The sequence below is a fragment of the Pseudomonas sp. GL-R-26 genome (genome assembly GCF_019947365.1).
Lineage (GTDB): Bacteria > Pseudomonadota > Gammaproteobacteria > Pseudomonadales > Pseudomonadaceae > Aquipseudomonas.
Map to the genome: position 1 here is coordinate 1 of NZ_JAGYGI010000053.1, position 16968 is coordinate 16968.

Below are 16968 nucleotides of genomic sequence, written 5' to 3' on the forward strand. Positions count from 1 at the left end.
TTTAGCGCGTGTACCTGGGCGATTTTAGGGTTTATCAACAGTGTCTCGGCAGACCGCTCCGGGAACATCCCCAAGTACCTGGCCGAGCTTCATGCCTCAGCCCCGCACTATGTCCTGCCTCATCGGCGAGAGGAGCGTATTTATCCTCGCGCCATCCGGCTCAAATCACCGAAGTATCCGATCAGAAATAAAAATGCCAGTCAGCTTAACTGACTGGCATTAGGCGCAAGGGCCGGTTTATTTTTGTCCGAGATTTGCGTCGTGAGGGCCGGCCTCATCGCGAGCAGGCTCGCTCCTACAATTGGAATGCGTTCCCCTGTAGGAGCGAGCCTGCTCGCGATAGGGCCATCAGCCCCACCATAAAAACATCAGGCTGCCGCGAAACGCTTGTCCAGATAATCAATGATCACCTTGGACTCATACATCCAGGTGGTCTGGCCATTCTCTTCAATGCGCAGGCACGGCACCTTGATCTTGCCGCCTTGCTCGAGCAAGGTCTGGCGATCCTGTTCGTTGTTCTTCGCATCGCGAAGGGCCACCGGCACATTCAGGCGGCGCAGGGTGCGGCGGGTCTTCACGCAGAACGGGCAGGCGTGGAATTGATACAGCGTCAGGCCCTTGGCAGCCGAGTTGACCTGTGCCTGAACTTCCGCCGGGCGCTGCTTCTTGCCTGGGCGGGTAATGAAGTCAATGAAGATGATCAGTTGGCCAAGGCCGACACGAAGCGCTTTTACGAACACGTTGAAAGCCTCACGGTGCAAACGAAGAAGGGCGCGCAGCTTACCTGATTTTTTGCAGACGAAAAAAAACCAGCGATGAACGCCGGTTTTCTTCGTGCGACGAATTACTTGATGAGGCTGAGGAATTCGCTGCGGGTGGCAGCGTTCTCGCGGAACTCGCCGAGCATCACCGAGGTGATCATCGTCGAATTCTGCTTTTCCACGCCGCGCATCATCATGCACATGTGCTTGGCCTCGATCACCACAGCAACGCCCAGGGCACCGGTGACCTGCTGGACCGCATCGGCAATCTGGCGGCTGAGGTTTTCCTGGATCTGCAGGCGACGGGCGTACATGTCGACGATCCGCGCGACCTTCGACAGGCCCAGGACCTTGCCGCTCGGGATGTAGGCGACGTGAGCCTTGCCGATGAACGGCAGCAGGTGGTGTTCGCACAACGAGTACAACTCGATGTCCTTGACCAGCACCATTTCGCTGTTGTCGGAGCTGAACAGGGCACCGTTGGTGACCTCTTCCAGTGTCTGTTCATAGCCGCGGCAGAGGTACTGCATGGCTTTGGCGGCACGTTTTGGCGTGTCGAGCAGGCCTTCGCGGGAAACGTCCTCGCCGAGCTGACCGAGGATCGCCGTGTAATTCTGTTCCAGGGACATGAAACTACCTGTGGGATTTTACGCAAAGGGCAAGGGTACGGTGACGGACACGACGCTGCAAGCGTGACGCGTCAGCTTTACTCGTCGCGACCTTCCATCATGGTGCGTTTGAGCATCACATAAACCGCGCCGGCACCGCCGTGTTTCGCCTGGCACGAGGTGAAGCCTAGCACCTGTGGATGCTGGCGCAGCCAGGTGTTGACGTGGCTTTTGATCATCGGCCGCTTGCCGTCAAGGCGAACAGCCTTGCCATGGGTGACGCGCACGCAGCGGATTTCGAATTTGGTGGCTTCGGCCAGGAACGCCCAGAGGGTTTCCCGGGCCTTTTCCACGCTCATACCGTGCAGGTCGAGACTGCCCTCGAACGGAATCTGTCCGATCTTGAGCTTGCGCATCTGGCTTTCCTGCACGCCATCGCGAGCCCACATCAGCTCGTCTTCAGGGCCGACGTCGATGACGAACTGATCAGACAGCCCGTCAACGGTGGTGGATTCGGTGCGTACGGTGGCCGCTAGACGCAGCTTGGCAATCTGCGCGCGGTCAGCCTTGGGTTTGCCGGTTTCAGCGCGATCGTGCTTGATCGGCTTGACGCCTTGGATCGCGCTTTTGAACAGGGAAAAATCGTCGTCTTGCATGTCAGCCTCCGCGAAGGGCGGCCAGTTTACCCAACTCGAAGCGAATCGGGCGCGACAAAAACGCGCGCGACGCCAGGCTCAGTCGTGTTTTTTCATCAGGTGCGGCGACATGGCCAGTTCCCGAGACTGCCGCGAGCGACGACGGCAACGGCGCCACAGCCAGACACCGAGGTACAGCACGAACAGGCCGATGGCCAGGATCACGGCAGCACCGGTGCGGCTTGTGTTCAATTCACCCAGGGCGGGTGCGTGGCCGAGCAGGCTGGCGGCACCGGCCATGGCGAGCAACACGCCGCACATCGCCAGCAACGCCGCGAACGTCGCGCCGATTCGAAAACGCCAGTTGCTTTGGCCTTTGGGCCGCAAGCGGCGAGCGTCAAAACCATCGGATAACTTCATTCCGACCTTCCTCAATGGGTATCGGCCCTTCGACCGGGAGTTGACCGGGATGTTCCTGAGGCTAAGACAATTACGGCAAATGGGAGGCTTTTGCGGATGAGCGGCGTTCCAGGCCGCTCATTGAGCGTCGATCAGATCAGTTCGCGGGTCAGCGCGAGGGTGGCGAAGTTGTCGCCCATGATCGCCATTTCCGTCTGATGAACGTGTGCGGCACTGAGCACGCCGCCCTTGTAGGGCAGGTCGCGGGTGGCGCAGGCGTCTTCCACCAGGGTGCAGCGAAAGCCCAGGTTCTTGGCGGCGCGCACCGTGGTGCTGACGCTGGAATGGCTCATGAAACCGCAGACGATCAGGTCAAGGGCACCGAGGTCTTCCAGGCGTTTTGCCAGTTCGGTGCCGTGAAACGCGCTTGGCAACAATTTGCCGATGACGGTTTCATCGCTCTGTGGCTCCAGGCCCGGAATGAACTCACCACCTACACCCTGGGGGTTGAACAACCCGCCGAGCGTGCCGAGGTGGCGGACATGCACGATCGGCCGGCCGGCGGCGCGGGCAGCGGCGAGCAGTTGCTTGATGTTCGCGACAGCTTCATCCATGCCGCTCAGGGCCAGGGGACCGCTGAGGTATTCTTTCTGGGCATCGATGATGACCAGTGTGGCATGGCTCAGATTGGCCGCTGCATAACCGCGGCCGCTGAGTTGAAACATCGTTTTTGGAACAGACATTCTGGGGCTCCTTGGAGTGGGGCTTTTGCGCTATTGTCCTCTGGCTGAGCGGTTCTGTGAATCGCTACGATCACAGGTGCCGTCGTTGCTGGCCTGTAGCCTTGTCAATAGTCACGTTTTGTTCAATAGCCTAGCGAAAAAATGGATAACTCCTACATTTGAATCGGTAGTTTCCCGCGTCGTCGTGACGTCGTTTGACTGGTAGAATCGCCCGTCGATTTTTCTGGAGTTTGCCGTCGTGATCACTTCCCGCCTTCGCACCCTGCGTGACCATATCCGTTGGGCCGTCAGCCGCTTCCATGGGGAGGATCTATTTTTCGGCCATGGCACTGACAACGCCTGGGACGAAGCCCGGCAATTGGTGTTGGGCGCGCTGCACCTGCCGTGGGAAATCGCCGACAGCTACCTCGACTGTAATCTGGAAGAGGACGAAGTAGTTCACCTGCAGCTTTTGCTCAAGCGCCGCGTCGAAGAGCGGGTGCCTACCGCGTATCTGCTGGGCGAGGCCTGGTTCTGTGGCATGTCGTTCATCGTCGATGAGCGCGTTTTGATCCCGCGTTCACCTATCGGCGAGTTGATCGAAAACCGTTTTACCCCGTGGCTGGCTACCGAGCCGGCGCGGATTCTCGACCTGTGCACCGGTTCCGGCTGCATCGGCATCGCCTGCGCCTACGAGTTCCAGCATGCCGAAGTGGTGTTGGCGGACCTGTCGTTCGAAGCACTGGAAGTGGCCAATCAGAACATCGAGCGCCATGGTGTCGATGAGCGCGTGTACACGGTGCAGGGCGACGGTTTCGAGGGTTTGCCGGGGCAGCGTTTCGACCTGATCGTGTCGAACCCGCCCTACGTCGATGCGGAAGATTTCGCCGACATGCCGGACGAATACCAGCACGAACCGGAATTGGGCCTGGCCTGTGGTGATGACGGTTTGAACCTGGTGCGGCGCATGCTCGCCGAGGCGGCGGATCATCTGACCGAGAAGGGCTTGCTGATTGTCGAAGTGGGCAACAGCCAGGTGCACGTCGAGGCGTTGTACCCGGAAGTCGACTTCGCCTGGCTGGAGTTCGAGCGTGGCGGCCATGGTGTGTTCATGCTGAGCGCGCAGCAATGCCGTGAGCATCAGGCGTTGTTTGCTTCCCGCGTCTGACCGGGCATTTGTGGCGAGGGGGCTTGTCGGAGCGCCGAACCGCCCCGTTCGAGCGCGAAGCGGTCGTAAAACAGCTACCACAGGCTTACCTGGATAAATCTGGTGGGAGGGTTCAGGGCTGCTTTGCAGCCCAACGGGGGCAAGCCCCCTCGCCACAAAGTGCAGTAACTCAAGCCTTCAGCGGTGCGTGGCAATCCAGATCAACAACCCCGCCTGAAACACCGCAAACGCCACCAGGCAGGTGATGGTGAATCGCAGCCCGGCGTCTTCGCGTTTGTACTTGCTGACTTTCTCTTCGTGTTTCTTGAGTTTGACTTCCTGCTCGGCCAGGTTCTGCTCGGCTTGCTGGAGCATCTGCGCCGCCTCGAGAATTTCCACGACCTGCAGTTTTTCGCTGTTCCAGTCGCCAGAAAGGTCGCCGACCTTGACCGGCTTGACGCTGCCTTTCAAATGCTGGGCATCGGCATACACCACGTCGAAACCGTGCGCATGCAAAAAATGATCGCGGCGCAGGCGGGTGTCTTCGTTCAGTGCATCCTTGTTGTTCAGGTCAAAGCCGTCGACGGTGTAGGTCGGCCAGCGCTTTTTCGCCCAGTTGATGCCCTGGGCCGCCATGTAGCGGCCAATGCCACGGTTCAGCGGTTCGATCTGCAAACCGCTTTCCGGTCCGAAATGCACGCGTTTTTCGGCGTGATCGACCCACACGTCCAGATGATTCTGTTCCTTGCGTACGCGCTGACTGGGCAGGGTGATGCTCATGCGCATCAGGCTGCGTTCCTTGTCGTTGCGTTCGGCATAGCCTAATTCGACAAAGCGCAATGGGCGTCCACCGGTGTTGCGGTCTGTCTGCAATGGCGCCAGACGGAGCATCTTGTGGTGCTCGACGTGGACGTCCGCCCAGGGCAGCTCGACCGCTGGCGGTGCGTCTTTTTCAGCGCTGGTGTCGGGTGAAGTCTGGGTGTCAGTCATAACGGCGAGATCCTGTCCAAGCTCAGCTTGTCGCCAACCAATGTGTTGGCGACAAAGGCTTATCGGCCGCTTTTTTCAAGACTGGAGGTTAACTGGCGCGAAGTCCGTCAATAAAACCGAGGATTCGCGTGCCCAGTTCCGCCGCCAGGGGCAACTGCGGGTCCTTATAGGAGGCCATCTGGCGTTTGACGTCGTTGGGCACGATGCGCATGACATGGTTCATGCCCTCGATCAGCGCCAGTTCGGCGTCCGGCTTGGCCGCCTTGAGCAGCCTTGCGTCATTGACGCCGACCTGGATGTCGTTGCTGCCCTGAATGATCAGCGCCGGCATCTTCAGCCTGGCAAACGCCGCGGCCGGGTCCTGGCGGAACAGGGAAATCAGGTAAGGCTGCACGCTCGGGCGGAAAATCGCTTGCAAGGGTGGCGGCACATTGTCGTCGGTTTTCCCGGCCTTGAGGCTGTCGAGCAGTTCATTGCTGCGTAGCATCAGCGGTGGGGGCAGGCGATTGCCCAGTTGCTCGCGAATGACCTGATCCACCGGCCTTGCGCTACCCGAGACAGAAATCACCGCGTCGGCATCGATGTCCGGGGCAGCGAGGCTGGCGATCAAGGCGCCTTCGCTGTGACCGAGCACAATCAATTGGCCGAAACGCGGATCGGTCTTGAGCTTGCGGCCCCAGGCCTGGGCGTCGCCCACGTAGGCGTCCACCGTCAGATTGCGTTCATCCGGGGTCGCGGCCAGGCTCGCCGCCACGCCGCGCTTGTCGTAGCGCACGCTGGCGATGTTGTGTTTGGCCAGCACCCAGGCCAGGCGCTTGAGGCTGTCATTGCGCCCGCCGTCGGTGTTGTTTCCGTCACGGTCCGTAGGGCCGGAACCGGAAATGATCAGGACAACCGGCACCGGATTGTCGGATTTTGGTAGCAACAGGGAGCCGAAAAGCTCGCCGGTGCCCGTATCCAGTGTGATAGGTCGTTGCAGGACGGTCGCCTGGGCGAAGCCGGAAATCAGGGTAAGGCTCAAGGCTAGAACTCGCAGCATCATCGCGCCATCATCAAGAAGATGCCGGTTGGACTCACAGGCACCCATAAGGTTCGAGGATGAACTACTCGGGTAGCCTGCGTATACTGGCGCGCATTACGTATTCAGGTTCATTTCACGGAGCGTCCTGCATGTCCGGCAATACCTACGGCAAGCTGTTCACTGTCACCACCGCGGGCGAAAGCCATGGCCCGGCGTTGGTCGCCATTGTCGATGGCTGCCCGCCGGGGCTGGAGATATCCCTGGAGGATCTGCAGTGTGACCTGGACCGCCGCAAGCCCGGCACCAGCCGCCACACCACCCAGCGCCAGGAAGCCGACGAAGTCGAAATCCTCTCTGGCGTGTTCGAAGGTCGCACCACCGGCTGCCCGATCGGCCTGCTGATCCGCAACACCGACCAGAAGTCCAAGGACTACTCGGCGATCAAGGATCTGTTCCGCCCGGCTCATGCCGACTACACCTACCACCACAAGTACGGTGAGCGCGACTACCGCGGTGGCGGTCGCAGTTCGGCCCGCGAAACCGCGATGCGCGTGGCGGCCGGTGCGATTGCGAAAAAATACCTGGCCAGCCAGGGCATCGTCATTCGCGGCTACATGAGCCAGCTCGGGCCGATCGAAATCCCATTCAAGACCTGGGATTCGGTCCAGCAGAACGCCTTCTTCAGCCCGGACCCGGACAAGGTGCCGGAACTGGAAGCCTACATGGACCAGTTGCGTCGGGACCAGGATTCGGTCGGCGCCAAGATCACCGTGGTCGCCGAAGGCGTGATGCCGGGCCTGGGTGAGCCGATCTTCGACCGCCTCGACGCCGAACTGGCCCATGCGCTGATGAGCATCAACGCGGTCAAGGGTGTGGAAATCGGCGCCGGTTTCGCCAGCGTCGCCCAGCGTGGCACCGAGCACCGCGATGAAATGACCCCGGAAGGTTTCCTCAGCAACAACGCGGGCGGCATTCTCGGCGGCATTTCCTCCGGTCAGCCAATCGTTGCTCACCTGGCGTTGAAGCCAACCTCGAGCATCACCACGCCGGGCCGCTCCATCGACATCCATGGCAACCCGGTGGAAGTGATCACCAAGGGCCGCCACGATCCGTGCGTCGGCATCCGCGCCACGCCGATTGCCGAGGCGATGATGGCCATCGTGCTGATGGATCATCTGCTGCGCCACCGTGGGCAGAATGCCGATGTGCGTGTGAGCACGCCGGTGCTGGGTCAGCTGTAAATGGCTGACTTCATGGTCGCAGCCGTCTGATGGCGACTGCGGCGCTCCCGTACTGGCGGCTCTCCAGTTTCTATCTGTTCTATTTCGCCTTGCTCGGTTCGACAGCGCCGTTTCTGGCGCTGTATTTCGATCACCTGGGTTTCAGCGCCGCGCGCATCGGCGAGCTGGTGGCGATCCCGATGTTGATGCGCTGCGTGGCACCGAACATCTGGGGCTGGCTGGGCGACTACACCGGTCGGCGGCTGGCCATCGTGCGCTTTGGCGCGGTGTGCACGCTGCTGACCTTTTCGCTGATTTTCGTCAGCAAGACCTACGCCTGGCTGGCGATGGTCATGGCCTTGCATGCGTTCTTCTGGCACGCGGTGTTGCCGCAGTTCGAAGTCATCACCCTGGCGCACTTACAAGGGCAGACCTCACGCTACAGCCAGATTCGCCTGTGGGGCTCGATCGGTTTCATCATCACCGTGGTCGCGCTGGGCCGTTTGTTCGAATGGCTGAGCCTGGACATCTATCCGGCGGCGCTGGTGCTGATCATGGTCGGCATCGTGATCAGCAGCCTTTGGGTGCCCAATGCCCAGCCGGCGCCGGGCAACCGGGTGACGGGGGAAGGATTCCTCAAGCAATTGCGCAGCCCCGGCGTGTTGGCGTTTTACGGCTGCGTGGCGCTGATGCAGATGAGCCACGGGCCTTATTATACGTTCTTGACGCTGCATCTTGAGCACCTGGGTTACAGCCGTGGTGTGATCGGCATGCTCTGGGCGGTGGGGGTGGTCGCCGAAGTTTTGATGTTCTTGGCCATGAGCAAAATCCTCGCGCGGTTTTCCCTGCGCCGGGTGCTGATGGCGAGTTTTCTGCTGGCGGCATTGCGCTGGTTGCTGCTCGGGTCGTTGGCCGAATTCCTTTGGGTATTGCTGTTTGCCCAGGTGCTGCACGCGGCGACATTTGGCAGCTTTCACGCCGCTGCCATTTCATTCGTGCAACGTAGCTTCGGCGCGCGCCAGCAAGGCCAGGGCCAGGCGCTGTATGCCGCATTGGCCGGCACCGGCGGTGCGTTGGGCGCGCTGTATTCCGGCTACAGCTGGAATGCCCTCGGCGCGGCATGGACATTCAGTATTGCCAGTCTCGCAGCCGTCGCGGCTGCCGTTATCATTGCCACACGCATGCAAGAGGACAGGCCATGAGCCTTACCCGTGAACAACTCGCCCAGGAAATCATCGACGCCGGGCGTTTTCTGTATGGCCGCGGCTGGTCGCCGGCCACCAGTAGCAATTACTCGACCCGCCTGTCGCCGACCGAAGCCTTGCTGACCGTGTCCGGCAAGCACAAGGGGCAACTGGGCATGGACGATGTGCTGGCCACTGACCTGTCGGGCAACAGCCTGGAGCCGGGCAAGAAACCGTCCGCCGAAACCCTGTTGCACACCCAACTCTACACCTGGCGCCCGGAGATCGGTGCGGTGCTGCACACCCACTCGGTGAACGCCACCGTGCTGTCGCGCCTGACGCCGCAAGACTTCATCGAATTCGAAGACTACGAACTGCAAAAGGCCTTCAGCGGTGTGACGACCCACGAATCCCGGGTGCGCGTGCCGATTTTCGACAACGACCAGGACATTGCGCGACTGGCCGCCAAGGTGCAGCCTTGGCTCGACGCCCATCCCGATTGCGTCGGCTACCTGATCCGTGGCCATGGCCTCTACACCTGGGGCGCGCGCATGAGCGATGCCCTGCGGCAGATCGAGGCCTTTGAATTTTTGTTCGAGTGCGAGTTGAAGGTGCGCTCGCTCTTTAAAGCATGAACTGTTAAGGAGTTGCCCTGATGAGCAGCCTGTCCGTCTATCACGTCTCCAGCCCTGAAATCCCCAACAAGGTGCTGACCCATTTCGAAGACATCGCCTCGACCCTGGCCGAGCAGGGCGTGCGTTTCGACCGCTGGCAAGCGGCGGCGAAGATCCAGCCGGGCGCCACTCAGGAAGAAGTGATTGCCGCCTACCAGGAACAAATTGACAAGCTGATGACCGAGCACGGTTACGTCACTGTCGACGTGATCAGCCTCAACAGCGATCACCCGCAAAAAGCCGAACTGCGTGCCAAATTCCTCGACGAACATCGCCACGGCGAAGATGAAGTACGATTTTTCGTCGCCGGCCGTGGCCTGTTTACCCTGCACATCGACGATTACGTCTACGCGGTGCTCTGTGAGAAAAACGACCTGATCTCGGTGCCGGCTGGTACCAAACACTGGTTCGACATGGGCGAACATCCGCATTTCGTCGCGATCCGTCTGTTCAACAACTCGGAAGGCTGGGTGGCCAATTTCACCGGCGAAGACATCGCCAGCCAATTCCCGCGCCTGGAGGACTGAGTCGATGCCGATCAAAGCGATTCTCACCGACATCGAAGGCACCACCAGCGCGGTGAGTTTTGTGTTCGACGTGCTGTTCCCCTATGCCGCCAAACATCTGCCGGCGTTTGTCCGTCAGCAGGCCGAGCGCGCTGACGTGGCCGAACAACTGGCCGCCGTGCGCCGCGACAGCAATGAACCGAATGCCGATGTCGAACGGGTCATCGAAATCCTGTTGGGCTGGATCGCTGAAGACCGCAAGGCCACGCCGTTGAAAGCGTTGCAGGGCATGGTCTGGGAGCAGGGCTATCAGGCCGGGCAGTTGAAGGGGCACGTGTACCCGGACGCCGTTGAAGTGCTCAAGCGCTGGCATCAGGACGGCTTTCAACTGTTTGTTTACTCGTCCGGCTCGATCCAGGCCCAGCGGTTGATCTTCGGTTGCTCGGAGGCGGGGGATCTCACGCCGTTGTTCAGTGGTTACTTCGATACGACGTCAGGGCCCAAGCGCGAGGCGCAGTCCTACGCCAACATCAGCCAGGCGATCAGCATTGAGGCGGGGCAGATTCTGTTTCTGTCGGACATCGTCGAAGAACTCGACGCGGCGCGCACGGCGGGTATGGCTACGTGCGGGCTGGCTCGCGAGGGTGGCGAACTGGCGGGGCATGTCACCGTGGACAGTTTTGCGCGGATAAATCCTGCTGCCTTCTAAGCACTACACAACTTGTAGGAGCGAGCAGGCTCGCTCCCACAGAGTTTTTCCCACATTTTCTACAGCGAGTGATAGGTCGGCAGGGCAAACCGTTGCTGGCTCTGCAGCATCGAAATCTGCGGCAGTTCACTGGCTTGTTCGGCGAGGTCGCGGCGAATCGCGCTGATGACCCACGTCAGTTGGTCGCCATTGTGCAATTGCTGGTAGGAAATCGAGCGCTTGAACACTTTGCCTTCGCCGCCGCTCAGGGTCAGCAGGATCCCGCCGTCAGGACGGGCCTGGGTGGTGACTTCGAAGTTGGAGAACAGGGACGAAAATTTTTCCTGAATCAGGTTCATGTCTTTCAGCTCCGTTGGCTCTTGAATAGCAAGCATACGGAGAGGGTTGCAGTGATTGTGCCAGCCTTGGTTGTTTATAAATAACCTTATAAAACAACAAATTAGTATCTATGGTGATTTTTGCTTTCGTGCATTCTGCATGAACGGCCATCGTGCATCCTGCATTTTGCGCGGTCGCTCGGCGATTCGATGGAACCATTGCGTGTGCGTGGGTTCAGGATCGGCCCTGTATCAACAGCGGATCAGATCGCAGATCAAGATCGCAGATACAAAACATTTCAAAAACCGCGTGTACAGCTCAAGAACCGTTGACGTATTTTCGGCCTCAGTCATCGCAGCCCGACAATAAAAAGATCGAACGGGAGCAACATGAGTCGCACGTCGAACGACACGATTACCTGGGGCATGATGCTCCGCAAGCTGCCTTCCATTGCCAAGGCCATCCCCCGGGTGGTGAAGGGCATGAAGGCCGCCAACGTCAAGGACCCGACCCAAGCGTGTGGTTTGGGCTGGAGTTTCGAGCAAGCCACGTTGCGCAACCCGGATGGCCCGGCGCTGTTGCAAGGCGATGTAACGCTCAGTTACTCCGAGGTCAACCAATGGGCCAATCGCATCGCCCATCACCTGATCGGCCAAGGCATCGGCAAGGGTGATGTGGTGGCGGTCTTCATCGAGAACCGCCCGGAACTGCTGGTGACGATCCTGGCGGTGGCCAAGGTCGGGGCGATCAGTGCGCTGCTCAATACCTCGCAGACCCGCGATACCCTGGTGCACAGTGTGAATCTGGTGGCACCGGTGGCGATCATTGTCGGTGAGGAGCTGGTCCCGGCGTACCTGGCGGTGCGTGATCGGGTATCGATCAAGGCTGCGCGAACCTGGTTCGTCGCCGATCAGGACACCTCTCGCCAACCCGGTATCGCGCCCGAAGGTTTCATCAACCTGATGACCGTCAGTCTCGATGATGCCAGCGACAACCCGGCCAGTAGCCGGCAGATTTTCTTCGACGATCCCTGCTTTTACATCTACACCTCGGGCACCACGGGGCTGCCCAAGGCGGGCGTGTTCAAGCACGGACGCTGGATGCGCAGCTCGGCGAGCTTCGGCATGATCGCCCTGGACATGCGCCCGGACGATGTCGTCTATTGCACCTTGCCGCTGTACCACGCCACGGGCCTTTGCGTGTGCTGGGGTTCGGCCGTCAGCGGTGCCAGTGGGTTCGCCATCCGCCGCAAATTCAGCGCCAGTCAGTTCTGGAACGACGCGCGCAAGTACCGGGCGACCACCATCGGTTATGTCGGCGAACTGTGCCGCTACCTGGTCGATCAACCGCCCGGCGCCGACGACAGCCGGCACGATGTGAAGAAAATGATCGGCAACGGCTTGCGTCCCGGCGCCTGGAACGAGTTCAAGACCCGCTTTGCGGTGAATCACATCTGCGAGCTGTACGCCGCCAGCGACGGCAACATCGGTTTCACCAACATTCTCAATTTCGACAACACCATCGGTTTTTCCCTGATGTCCTGGGAACTGGTCGCATACGACCACGACAGCGGCGCACCGATTCGTGAGGCCAATGGCCTGATGCGCAAGGTCGCCAAGGGCGAGCAGGGGTTGTTGCTGGCAAAAATCGACGACAAGGCACCCCTGGACGGCTACACCGATCCGCAGAAAACCGCCAAGGTCGTGCTTGAGGATGTGTTCGAAAAGGGCGACCGCTACTTCAACACCGGCGACCTGTTGCGCAACATCGGCTTTGGGCATGCGCAGTTTGTCGACCGCTTGGGTGACACCTACCGCTGGAAGGGCGAAAACGTCTCGACCACTGAGGTCGAAAACATCCTCCTGCAACACCCGCTTATTTCCGAAGCCGTGGCCTATGGCGTGGAAATCCGCAACACCAATGGCCGGGCCGGGATGGCGGCGATCACTCCGGCCGAATCCCTGGCAACCCTGGACTTCAGTGAGCTGCTGGCCTTCGCCCGCGAGCAAATGCCGGCCTATGCGGTGCCGTTGTTCCTGCGGGTGAAAGTGAAAATGGAAACCACCGGGACGTTCAAATATCAGAAGACCCGACTCAAGGACGAGGCCTTCGACCCGGGTAAAACCGGCGATGACCCGATCTATGCCTGGCTGCCAGGGACGCAGACTTACGTGCAGGTCACGGAGCAGTTGTTGTCCGACATTCACGGCGGCAAGTACCGCTATTGAATCTGGCTATGGCGGTCCATGAGAAAAAACAAGTGACAGTGCCGGGGGCGCTCGGGAAACTGTCGGCTTTTACGAATGACAGAAAAGGGAGTGCCCAATGTCAGACAAAAGCCGCCAGATGACCCCCGAAGAAGCCGCCGAATTCACCGAACAGGTATTCAACAAGGCACGGGAGGGCGATGCGGCGATGATGGCCGCGCTGCTGACCAAGGGTTTACCGCCGAACCTGCGCAACCACAAGGGCGATACTTTGCTGATGCTGGCCGCTTATCACGGTCATGTGGACACGGTAAAAGTACTGCTGGAGCACAAGGCCGATCCGGAGATCCGCAACGACAACGGTCAGAGCCCGATTGCCGGCGCCGCCTTCAAGGGCGACCTGGCGGTGATCAAGGCCTTGGTCGACGGCGGCGCCCAGGTTGAAGGCTCGTCCTTCGATGGCCGCACGGCGCTGATGATGGCGGCGATGTTCAACCGCGTCGAAGTGGTCGATTACCTGATCAGCAAGGGCGCCGACCCGAAAGCCAAGGACGCCAATGGCATCACCGCGCTGGAGGCGGCCAAGACCATGGGTGCTTCCGATACCGTTGCGCAGCTTGAAAAATTGCTGGGCTGATGTTGAACCCTGTGGCGAGGGGGCTTTTGTGGCGAGGGGGCTTGCCCCCGTTGGGGCGCGAAGCGGCCCTGATACCTGCGACTGCGATTATCCAGGTCCACCGCGGCTGCCGGGGTCACGACTGCTTCGCAGCCGAACGGGGCGGTGCGGCGTCCCGACAAGCCCCCTCGCCACAGGTCCGCATTTCACTCATTAATGCGCTATCCTTCGCGCCCTCAAAATTCACCTCGCTACAGGATCCTCCCCATGAAAGCCGCACTCGTCGAACTCATCAGCAAAATCAGCTCCGGGTGCATGGGCGAAGACGAAATCCTCAAGGTCGCGGACGAAGCGGCCCAGGCCTACGCCGATCCCGAGGCTTTTCTGACAGCCAATCCGGACATCAACTACGACGAAACCTTCCCGATCCCGCTGGGTGAGTGGGTGGTGGTCGGCAGCCTGCCGGAAACGGTGCTGTTCCAGGCTGACACCTACGTGGACCTGTTCGCCCAGATCGTCGCCTCCTTCGGCCCGGGGGTGGAGTTCAATCTCAAGCCCAAGCAACTGGCCAAGACCGAAGCCCTGACCGCGCTCAACCGCATCCAGGTGCAGATGAGCAGCATGAACAAGGAAGGCGGTGGCTACACGCTGATGAATTTCAGCCAGTTGCTCGATGACGAGTTGCAGGTGGTCCTGGTCTACGGCAATGACCTGCCACGGGTGCTGGAATTGTGCGCAGAGGTCGGCATCACAGCGGCGCCATCCCTGGAAGCCCTGAAAGTGGCGATCCACGTCTGATCCAGACACTGTCAATAAAAAGGAATCCTCGCGACGACCGTCTATCCTGAGGGGGCATATCACTCTTTGGGAGCGTCACCATGGGTTCCACGTTCAACAGCCTGGTTGCCTTGATCATTTTTGTCCTGGACATCTGGGCCATCATCAACGTCTTCAAAAGTAGCGCCGAGACCGGGATGAAAATCCTCTGGGTACTGCTGATCGCGCTGTTGCCGGTGCTGGGATTGATCATCTGGGCCATCGCCGGGCCGCGGGGCAACGTCAAACTCTGAACAGGCGACACGGAACCTGTGGGTACTTCGATGACGAAGGTTCGACCTGTCATGTTCCGCGACGTAGAATGCGCGCCTTTCCCGGTCAATCGAGACGCTCGATTGGCCATCATGGGCGGGTAACCGTCCGTTGCCACCCGCATTCATCGGAGCACTTCCCATGAGCAATACCCCGACCAGCGACTACCTGGAAACCCTCTACGAAGGCTACGGCCAGCGTTTTCGCATGGAAAAGCTGCTGCACGAAGTGCGCACCGAGCACCAGCACCTGGTGATCTTCGAAAACCCGCGCATGGGCCGGGTCATGGCGCTGGACGGTGTGATCCAGACCACCGAAGCCGACGAATTCATCTACCACGAAATGCTGACCCACGTGCCGATCCTGGCGCATGGTGCTGCCAAGCGCGTGCTGATCATCGGCGGCGGCGACGGCGGCATGTTGCGTGAAGTGGCCAAGCACCGCAGCGTCGAGCACATCACCATGGTCGAGATCGACGGCACCGTGGTCGACATGTGCAAGGAATTCCTGCCGAACCACTCCAAGGGCGCGTTCGATGATCCACGCCTGAACCTGGTGATCGACGACGGCATGCGTTTCGTCGCCACCACCACTGAAAAGTTCGACGTGATCATTTCCGACTCCACCGACCCGATCGGCCCGGGTGAAGTGCTGTTCTCGGAAAACTTCTACCAGGCCTGCCACCGTTGCCTGAACGAAGGCGGCATCCTGGTGACCCAGAACGGCACGCCGTTCATGCAGATCGAAGAAGTGAAGACCACCGCCGGTCGCCTGCGCAGCCTGTTCCCGGACTGGCACTTCTACCAGGCCGCCGTGCCGACCTACATCGGTGGCTCGATGACCTTCGCCTGGGGCGCCAGCAATACCGCTTATCGCAAGTTGTCCCGCGAAACCCTGCAACAGCGCTTCACGGGCAGCGGCATCGTCACCCGTTACTACAATCCTGAAATCCACATCGGCGCCTTCGCCTTGCCGCAATACGTATTGCAGGCAGTGAACAAGCCAAGTAACGACTGATCTTTCAGTCCACGCACCAAACCTGTGGGAGCGGGCTTGCTCGCGAAGAGGGTGTATCAGTCAGCAATTCAGTCAACTGACACACCGCTTTCGCGAGCAAGGCGGAACAATTAGCCAGCTAACAAGGTCGAGATAGAGGTAAACCCATTCATGGGTTTTATCGAGGAGGCACCAATGCAAAAGTGGAAAGTCACTTTCGTGGATGATCATGGCGAAACCATCAACGAGGTCTTTGAGTGCACCGAGCGCCCGGACTACGAGCGTGCCGCCAAGCTCATCAAGGCCCGGCTTCTTCCTGTCGCCGCCGAACTGGATCTGAACGATCTGGAAGGGCGGACCAGTGACGCAAGCGTCAAAGAGCTCAAGTCCCAGAACAGCATTCAAATCCTCGGCATTACTCCAATCTGAACGGCACCTGTCGCATTCACATCCAGGCCTTGGCAGAGGCTCTATCTTGAGGCTACTCTGCAAGCGAGATCAGCGAATGAATCGCTAAGGTCTGGTCTTGTCAGCTCCATGCTTGTTTCCCGCCGGCACATCGGTTGCCGTCGCTCGCGCTGTTCGGTTGCGGGTGAGGGAGTACGGAAAGTCTATCCATCGTTTTGAGGAGGACGTTTCATGAGCACAGCCTATCAAGAAGACATCAGCAGCAGCGTGCTGCGCCGCATGAAAGAAGGCGGTTTTGACTTTTCGCGGTTTCATCCCATCGAGTTCTACGCCATTTTCCCGGACGAGGAGCGGGCACGCAGGGCGGCAGGTCATTTCCACCGTGGTGAATCCCTGGATGCGCAAGTCAGTGTGCGCGACGACGGCGCCTGGGCGCTGGAGCTGTGCAAGGTCATGTATGCCACCTATGACGATATCGGCGACTTCGAACAGGGTTTCGAAGCAGTGGTCGAGCCTCTGGGCGGCATCATCGAAGGCTGGGGTGTGAAACAGGAGGTACGAGGGCGACTCGCATAACCTTATGAACAGTGACAACCAGCAATGACGGCTGACCTTCGGGTTGGCCGTTTTCGTTTGTGCGCCAGGCATGGCGCGTTGCGCGTAAGCGCAACCAGCTTGGCTGTGGTGGCCTCGCTGGTGACTTGGAGGTGAAAGTCCTCTACACACCCGGCAAGGGGAAGTGTTAGCCAGAGGCAAGG

Annotated in this window: 21 protein-coding genes and 1 pseudogene; 14 read left to right on the forward strand and 8 right to left on the reverse strand. The window is 59.9% G+C overall.

The features are described 5' to 3' along the window. Positions 1-213 (forward strand): annotated as a pseudogene (locus KGA96_RS28665) (IS4 family transposase); the annotation flags it as partial. 155 nt (positions 214-368) lie between these two features. On the opposite strand, the gene KGA96_RS28670 reads toward KGA96_RS28665, so the two are convergent. The 5 genes from KGA96_RS28670 to KGA96_RS28690 form a co-directional block, all read right to left on the reverse strand. Then, positions 369-740, reverse strand: a complete 372-nt coding sequence (locus KGA96_RS28670) for a glutathione S-transferase N-terminal domain-containing protein (RefSeq protein ID WP_046042961.1) — start codon at positions 738-740, stop codon at positions 369-371. A 104-nt stretch (positions 741-844) separates the two neighbouring features. After that, complete coding sequence (gene folE, locus KGA96_RS28675) at positions 845-1390, reverse strand: GTP cyclohydrolase I FolE (protein WP_007988130.1); 546 nt, start codon at positions 1388-1390, stop codon at positions 845-847. Positions 1391-1467: 77 nt separating this feature from the next. Then, complete coding sequence (locus tag KGA96_RS28680; protein ID WP_007988128.1) at positions 1468-2025, reverse strand: Smr/MutS family protein; 558 nt, start codon at positions 2023-2025, stop codon at positions 1468-1470. Between the two features lie 78 nt (positions 2026-2103). Then, positions 2104-2424 (reverse strand): hypothetical protein, encoded by a 321-nt coding sequence (locus KGA96_RS28685; protein ID WP_008048404.1) that lies wholly within the window; start codon positions 2422-2424, stop codon positions 2104-2106. A gap of 131 nt (positions 2425-2555) precedes the next feature. Next, a complete protein-coding gene (locus KGA96_RS28690) occupies positions 2556-3146 on the reverse strand; it encodes a cysteine hydrolase family protein (protein WP_046042958.1) in 591 nt (196 codons plus the stop codon). Positions 3147-3384: 238 nt separating this feature from the next. On the opposite strand from KGA96_RS28690, the gene prmB reads away from it, so the two are divergent. Beyond that, the gene (prmB, locus tag KGA96_RS28695; RefSeq protein WP_046042957.1) at positions 3385-4293 is read left to right on the forward strand and encodes a 50S ribosomal protein L3 N(5)-glutamine methyltransferase; all 909 of its coding nucleotides are present in this window, start codon (positions 3385-3387) and stop codon (positions 4291-4293) included. Between the two features lie 177 nt (positions 4294-4470). Here prmB and KGA96_RS28700 read toward each other — a convergent pair whose 3' ends face one another. Together KGA96_RS28700 and KGA96_RS28705 are read right to left on the reverse strand one after the other, a co-directional pair. Beyond that, the gene (locus KGA96_RS28700) at positions 4471-5262 is read right to left on the reverse strand and encodes a hypothetical protein (protein ID WP_046042956.1); all 792 of its coding nucleotides are present in this window, start codon (positions 5260-5262) and stop codon (positions 4471-4473) included. An 88-nt stretch (positions 5263-5350) separates the two neighbouring features. Beyond that, a complete protein-coding gene (locus KGA96_RS28705; protein WP_046042955.1) occupies positions 5351-6349 on the reverse strand; it encodes an alpha/beta hydrolase in 999 nt (332 codons plus the stop codon). 83 nt (positions 6350-6432) lie between these two features. On the opposite strand from KGA96_RS28705, the gene aroC reads away from it, so the two are divergent. The 5 genes from aroC to mtnC are packed head-to-tail and all read left to right on the forward strand — an operon-like array spanning position 6433 to position 10576. Next, positions 6433-7524 carry a chorismate synthase gene (gene aroC, locus KGA96_RS28710; protein ID WP_046042953.1) on the forward strand — a complete coding sequence of 364 codons (1092 nt, stop codon included), beginning with the start codon at positions 6433-6435 and terminating at the stop codon, positions 7522-7524. Between the two features lie 29 nt (positions 7525-7553). Continuing rightward, entirely contained in the window at positions 7554-8705 is a 1152-nt protein-coding gene (locus tag KGA96_RS28715; protein ID WP_046042952.1) for an MFS transporter, read from the forward strand. After that, the gene (locus KGA96_RS28720) at positions 8702-9322 is read left to right on the forward strand and encodes a methylthioribulose 1-phosphate dehydratase (protein ID WP_046042950.1); all 621 of its coding nucleotides are present in this window, start codon (positions 8702-8704) and stop codon (positions 9320-9322) included. Before KGA96_RS28715 ends, KGA96_RS28720 begins: the two co-directional genes overlap by 4 nt. A 20-nt stretch (positions 9323-9342) precedes the next feature. After that, entirely contained in the window at positions 9343-9888 is a 546-nt protein-coding gene (locus KGA96_RS28725; protein ID WP_046042948.1) for a 1,2-dihydroxy-3-keto-5-methylthiopentene dioxygenase, read from the forward strand. Between the two features lie 4 nt (positions 9889-9892). Beyond that, positions 9893-10576, forward strand: a complete 684-nt coding sequence (gene mtnC / locus KGA96_RS28730) for an acireductone synthase (protein WP_046042947.1) — start codon at positions 9893-9895, stop codon at positions 10574-10576. A 59-nt stretch (positions 10577-10635) separates the two neighbouring features. On the opposite strand, the gene KGA96_RS28735 is transcribed toward mtnC, so the two are convergent. Further along, entirely contained in the window at positions 10636-10914 is a 279-nt protein-coding gene (locus KGA96_RS28735) for a DUF3509 domain-containing protein (protein ID WP_046042946.1), read from the reverse strand. A 369-nt stretch (positions 10915-11283) separates the two neighbouring features. Here KGA96_RS28735 and KGA96_RS28740 point away from each other — a divergent pair, with 369 nt between their 5' ends. The 7 genes from KGA96_RS28740 to KGA96_RS28770 all read left to right on the forward strand — a co-directional run bounded on the left by KGA96_RS28740 (position 11284) and on the right by KGA96_RS28770 (position 16786). Next, a complete protein-coding gene (locus KGA96_RS28740; protein WP_223515917.1) occupies positions 11284-13122 on the forward strand; it encodes a long-chain-acyl-CoA synthetase in 1839 nt (612 codons plus the stop codon). 97 nt (positions 13123-13219) lie between these two features. Further along, positions 13220-13738, forward strand: coding sequence for an ankyrin repeat domain-containing protein (locus tag KGA96_RS28745; RefSeq protein ID WP_095945241.1), 519 nt, complete (start codon positions 13220-13222; stop codon positions 13736-13738). A gap of 246 nt (positions 13739-13984) precedes the next feature. Continuing rightward, positions 13985-14515 (forward strand): hypothetical protein, encoded by a 531-nt coding sequence (locus KGA96_RS28750; protein WP_223515920.1) that lies wholly within the window; start codon positions 13985-13987, stop codon positions 14513-14515. Between the two features lie 80 nt (positions 14516-14595). Further along, entirely contained in the window at positions 14596-14787 is a 192-nt protein-coding gene (locus KGA96_RS28755; RefSeq protein ID WP_046042941.1) for a PLD nuclease N-terminal domain-containing protein, read from the forward strand. 160 nt (positions 14788-14947) lie between these two features. Beyond that, complete coding sequence (gene speE, locus KGA96_RS28760) at positions 14948-15823, forward strand: polyamine aminopropyltransferase (RefSeq protein WP_223466719.1); 876 nt, start codon at positions 14948-14950, stop codon at positions 15821-15823. A 174-nt stretch (positions 15824-15997) separates the two neighbouring features. After that, positions 15998-16231, forward strand: a complete 234-nt coding sequence (locus tag KGA96_RS28765) for a hypothetical protein (RefSeq protein ID WP_046042937.1) — start codon at positions 15998-16000, stop codon at positions 16229-16231. Between the two features lie 210 nt (positions 16232-16441). Beyond that, positions 16442-16786, forward strand: coding sequence for a ribonuclease E inhibitor RraB (locus KGA96_RS28770; RefSeq protein WP_007971898.1), 345 nt, complete (start codon positions 16442-16444; stop codon positions 16784-16786). Positions 16787-16968: the final 182 nt, after the last annotated feature.

Coding starts and splice junctions, on each gene's coding strand:
- KGA96_RS28700 (WP_046042956.1), bottom strand. CDS start 5,262: ATGACTGACACCCAGACTTCACCCGACACCAGCGCTGAAAAAGACGCA.
- KGA96_RS28755 (WP_046042941.1), top strand. CDS start 14,596: ATGGGTTCCACGTTCAACAGCCTGGTTGCCTTGATCATTTTTGTCCTG.
- folE (WP_007988130.1), bottom strand. CDS start 1,390: ATGTCCCTGGAACAGAATTACACGGCGATCCTCGGTCAGCTCGGCGAG.
- KGA96_RS28735 (WP_046042946.1), bottom strand. CDS start 10,914: ATGAACCTGATTCAGGAAAAATTTTCGTCCCTGTTCTCCAACTTCGAA.
- KGA96_RS28690 (WP_046042958.1), bottom strand. CDS start 3,146: ATGTCTGTTCCAAAAACGATGTTTCAACTCAGCGGCCGCGGTTATGCA.
- KGA96_RS28745 (WP_095945241.1), top strand. CDS start 13,220: ATGTCAGACAAAAGCCGCCAGATGACCCCCGAAGAAGCCGCCGAATTC.
- KGA96_RS28685 (WP_008048404.1), bottom strand. CDS start 2,424: ATGAAGTTATCCGATGGTTTTGACGCTCGCCGCTTGCGGCCCAAAGGC.
- KGA96_RS28715 (WP_046042952.1), top strand. CDS start 7,554: ATGGCGACTGCGGCGCTCCCGTACTGGCGGCTCTCCAGTTTCTATCTG.
- KGA96_RS28750 (WP_223515920.1), top strand. CDS start 13,985: ATGAAAGCCGCACTCGTCGAACTCATCAGCAAAATCAGCTCCGGGTGC.
- KGA96_RS28720 (WP_046042950.1), top strand. CDS start 8,702: ATGAGCCTTACCCGTGAACAACTCGCCCAGGAAATCATCGACGCCGGG.
- KGA96_RS28770 (WP_007971898.1), top strand. CDS start 16,442: ATGAGCACAGCCTATCAAGAAGACATCAGCAGCAGCGTGCTGCGCCGC.
- aroC (WP_046042953.1), top strand. CDS start 6,433: ATGTCCGGCAATACCTACGGCAAGCTGTTCACTGTCACCACCGCGGGC.
- KGA96_RS28765 (WP_046042937.1), top strand. CDS start 15,998: ATGCAAAAGTGGAAAGTCACTTTCGTGGATGATCATGGCGAAACCATC.
- KGA96_RS28725 (WP_046042948.1), top strand. CDS start 9,343: ATGAGCAGCCTGTCCGTCTATCACGTCTCCAGCCCTGAAATCCCCAAC.
- KGA96_RS28705 (WP_046042955.1), bottom strand. CDS start 6,349: ATGGGTGCCTGTGAGTCCAACCGGCATCTTCTTGATGATGGCGCGATG.
- speE (WP_223466719.1), top strand. CDS start 14,948: ATGAGCAATACCCCGACCAGCGACTACCTGGAAACCCTCTACGAAGGC.
- KGA96_RS28680 (WP_007988128.1), bottom strand. CDS start 2,025: ATGCAAGACGACGATTTTTCCCTGTTCAAAAGCGCGATCCAAGGCGTC.
- KGA96_RS28740 (WP_223515917.1), top strand. CDS start 11,284: ATGAGTCGCACGTCGAACGACACGATTACCTGGGGCATGATGCTCCGC.
- mtnC (WP_046042947.1), top strand. CDS start 9,893: ATGCCGATCAAAGCGATTCTCACCGACATCGAAGGCACCACCAGCGCG.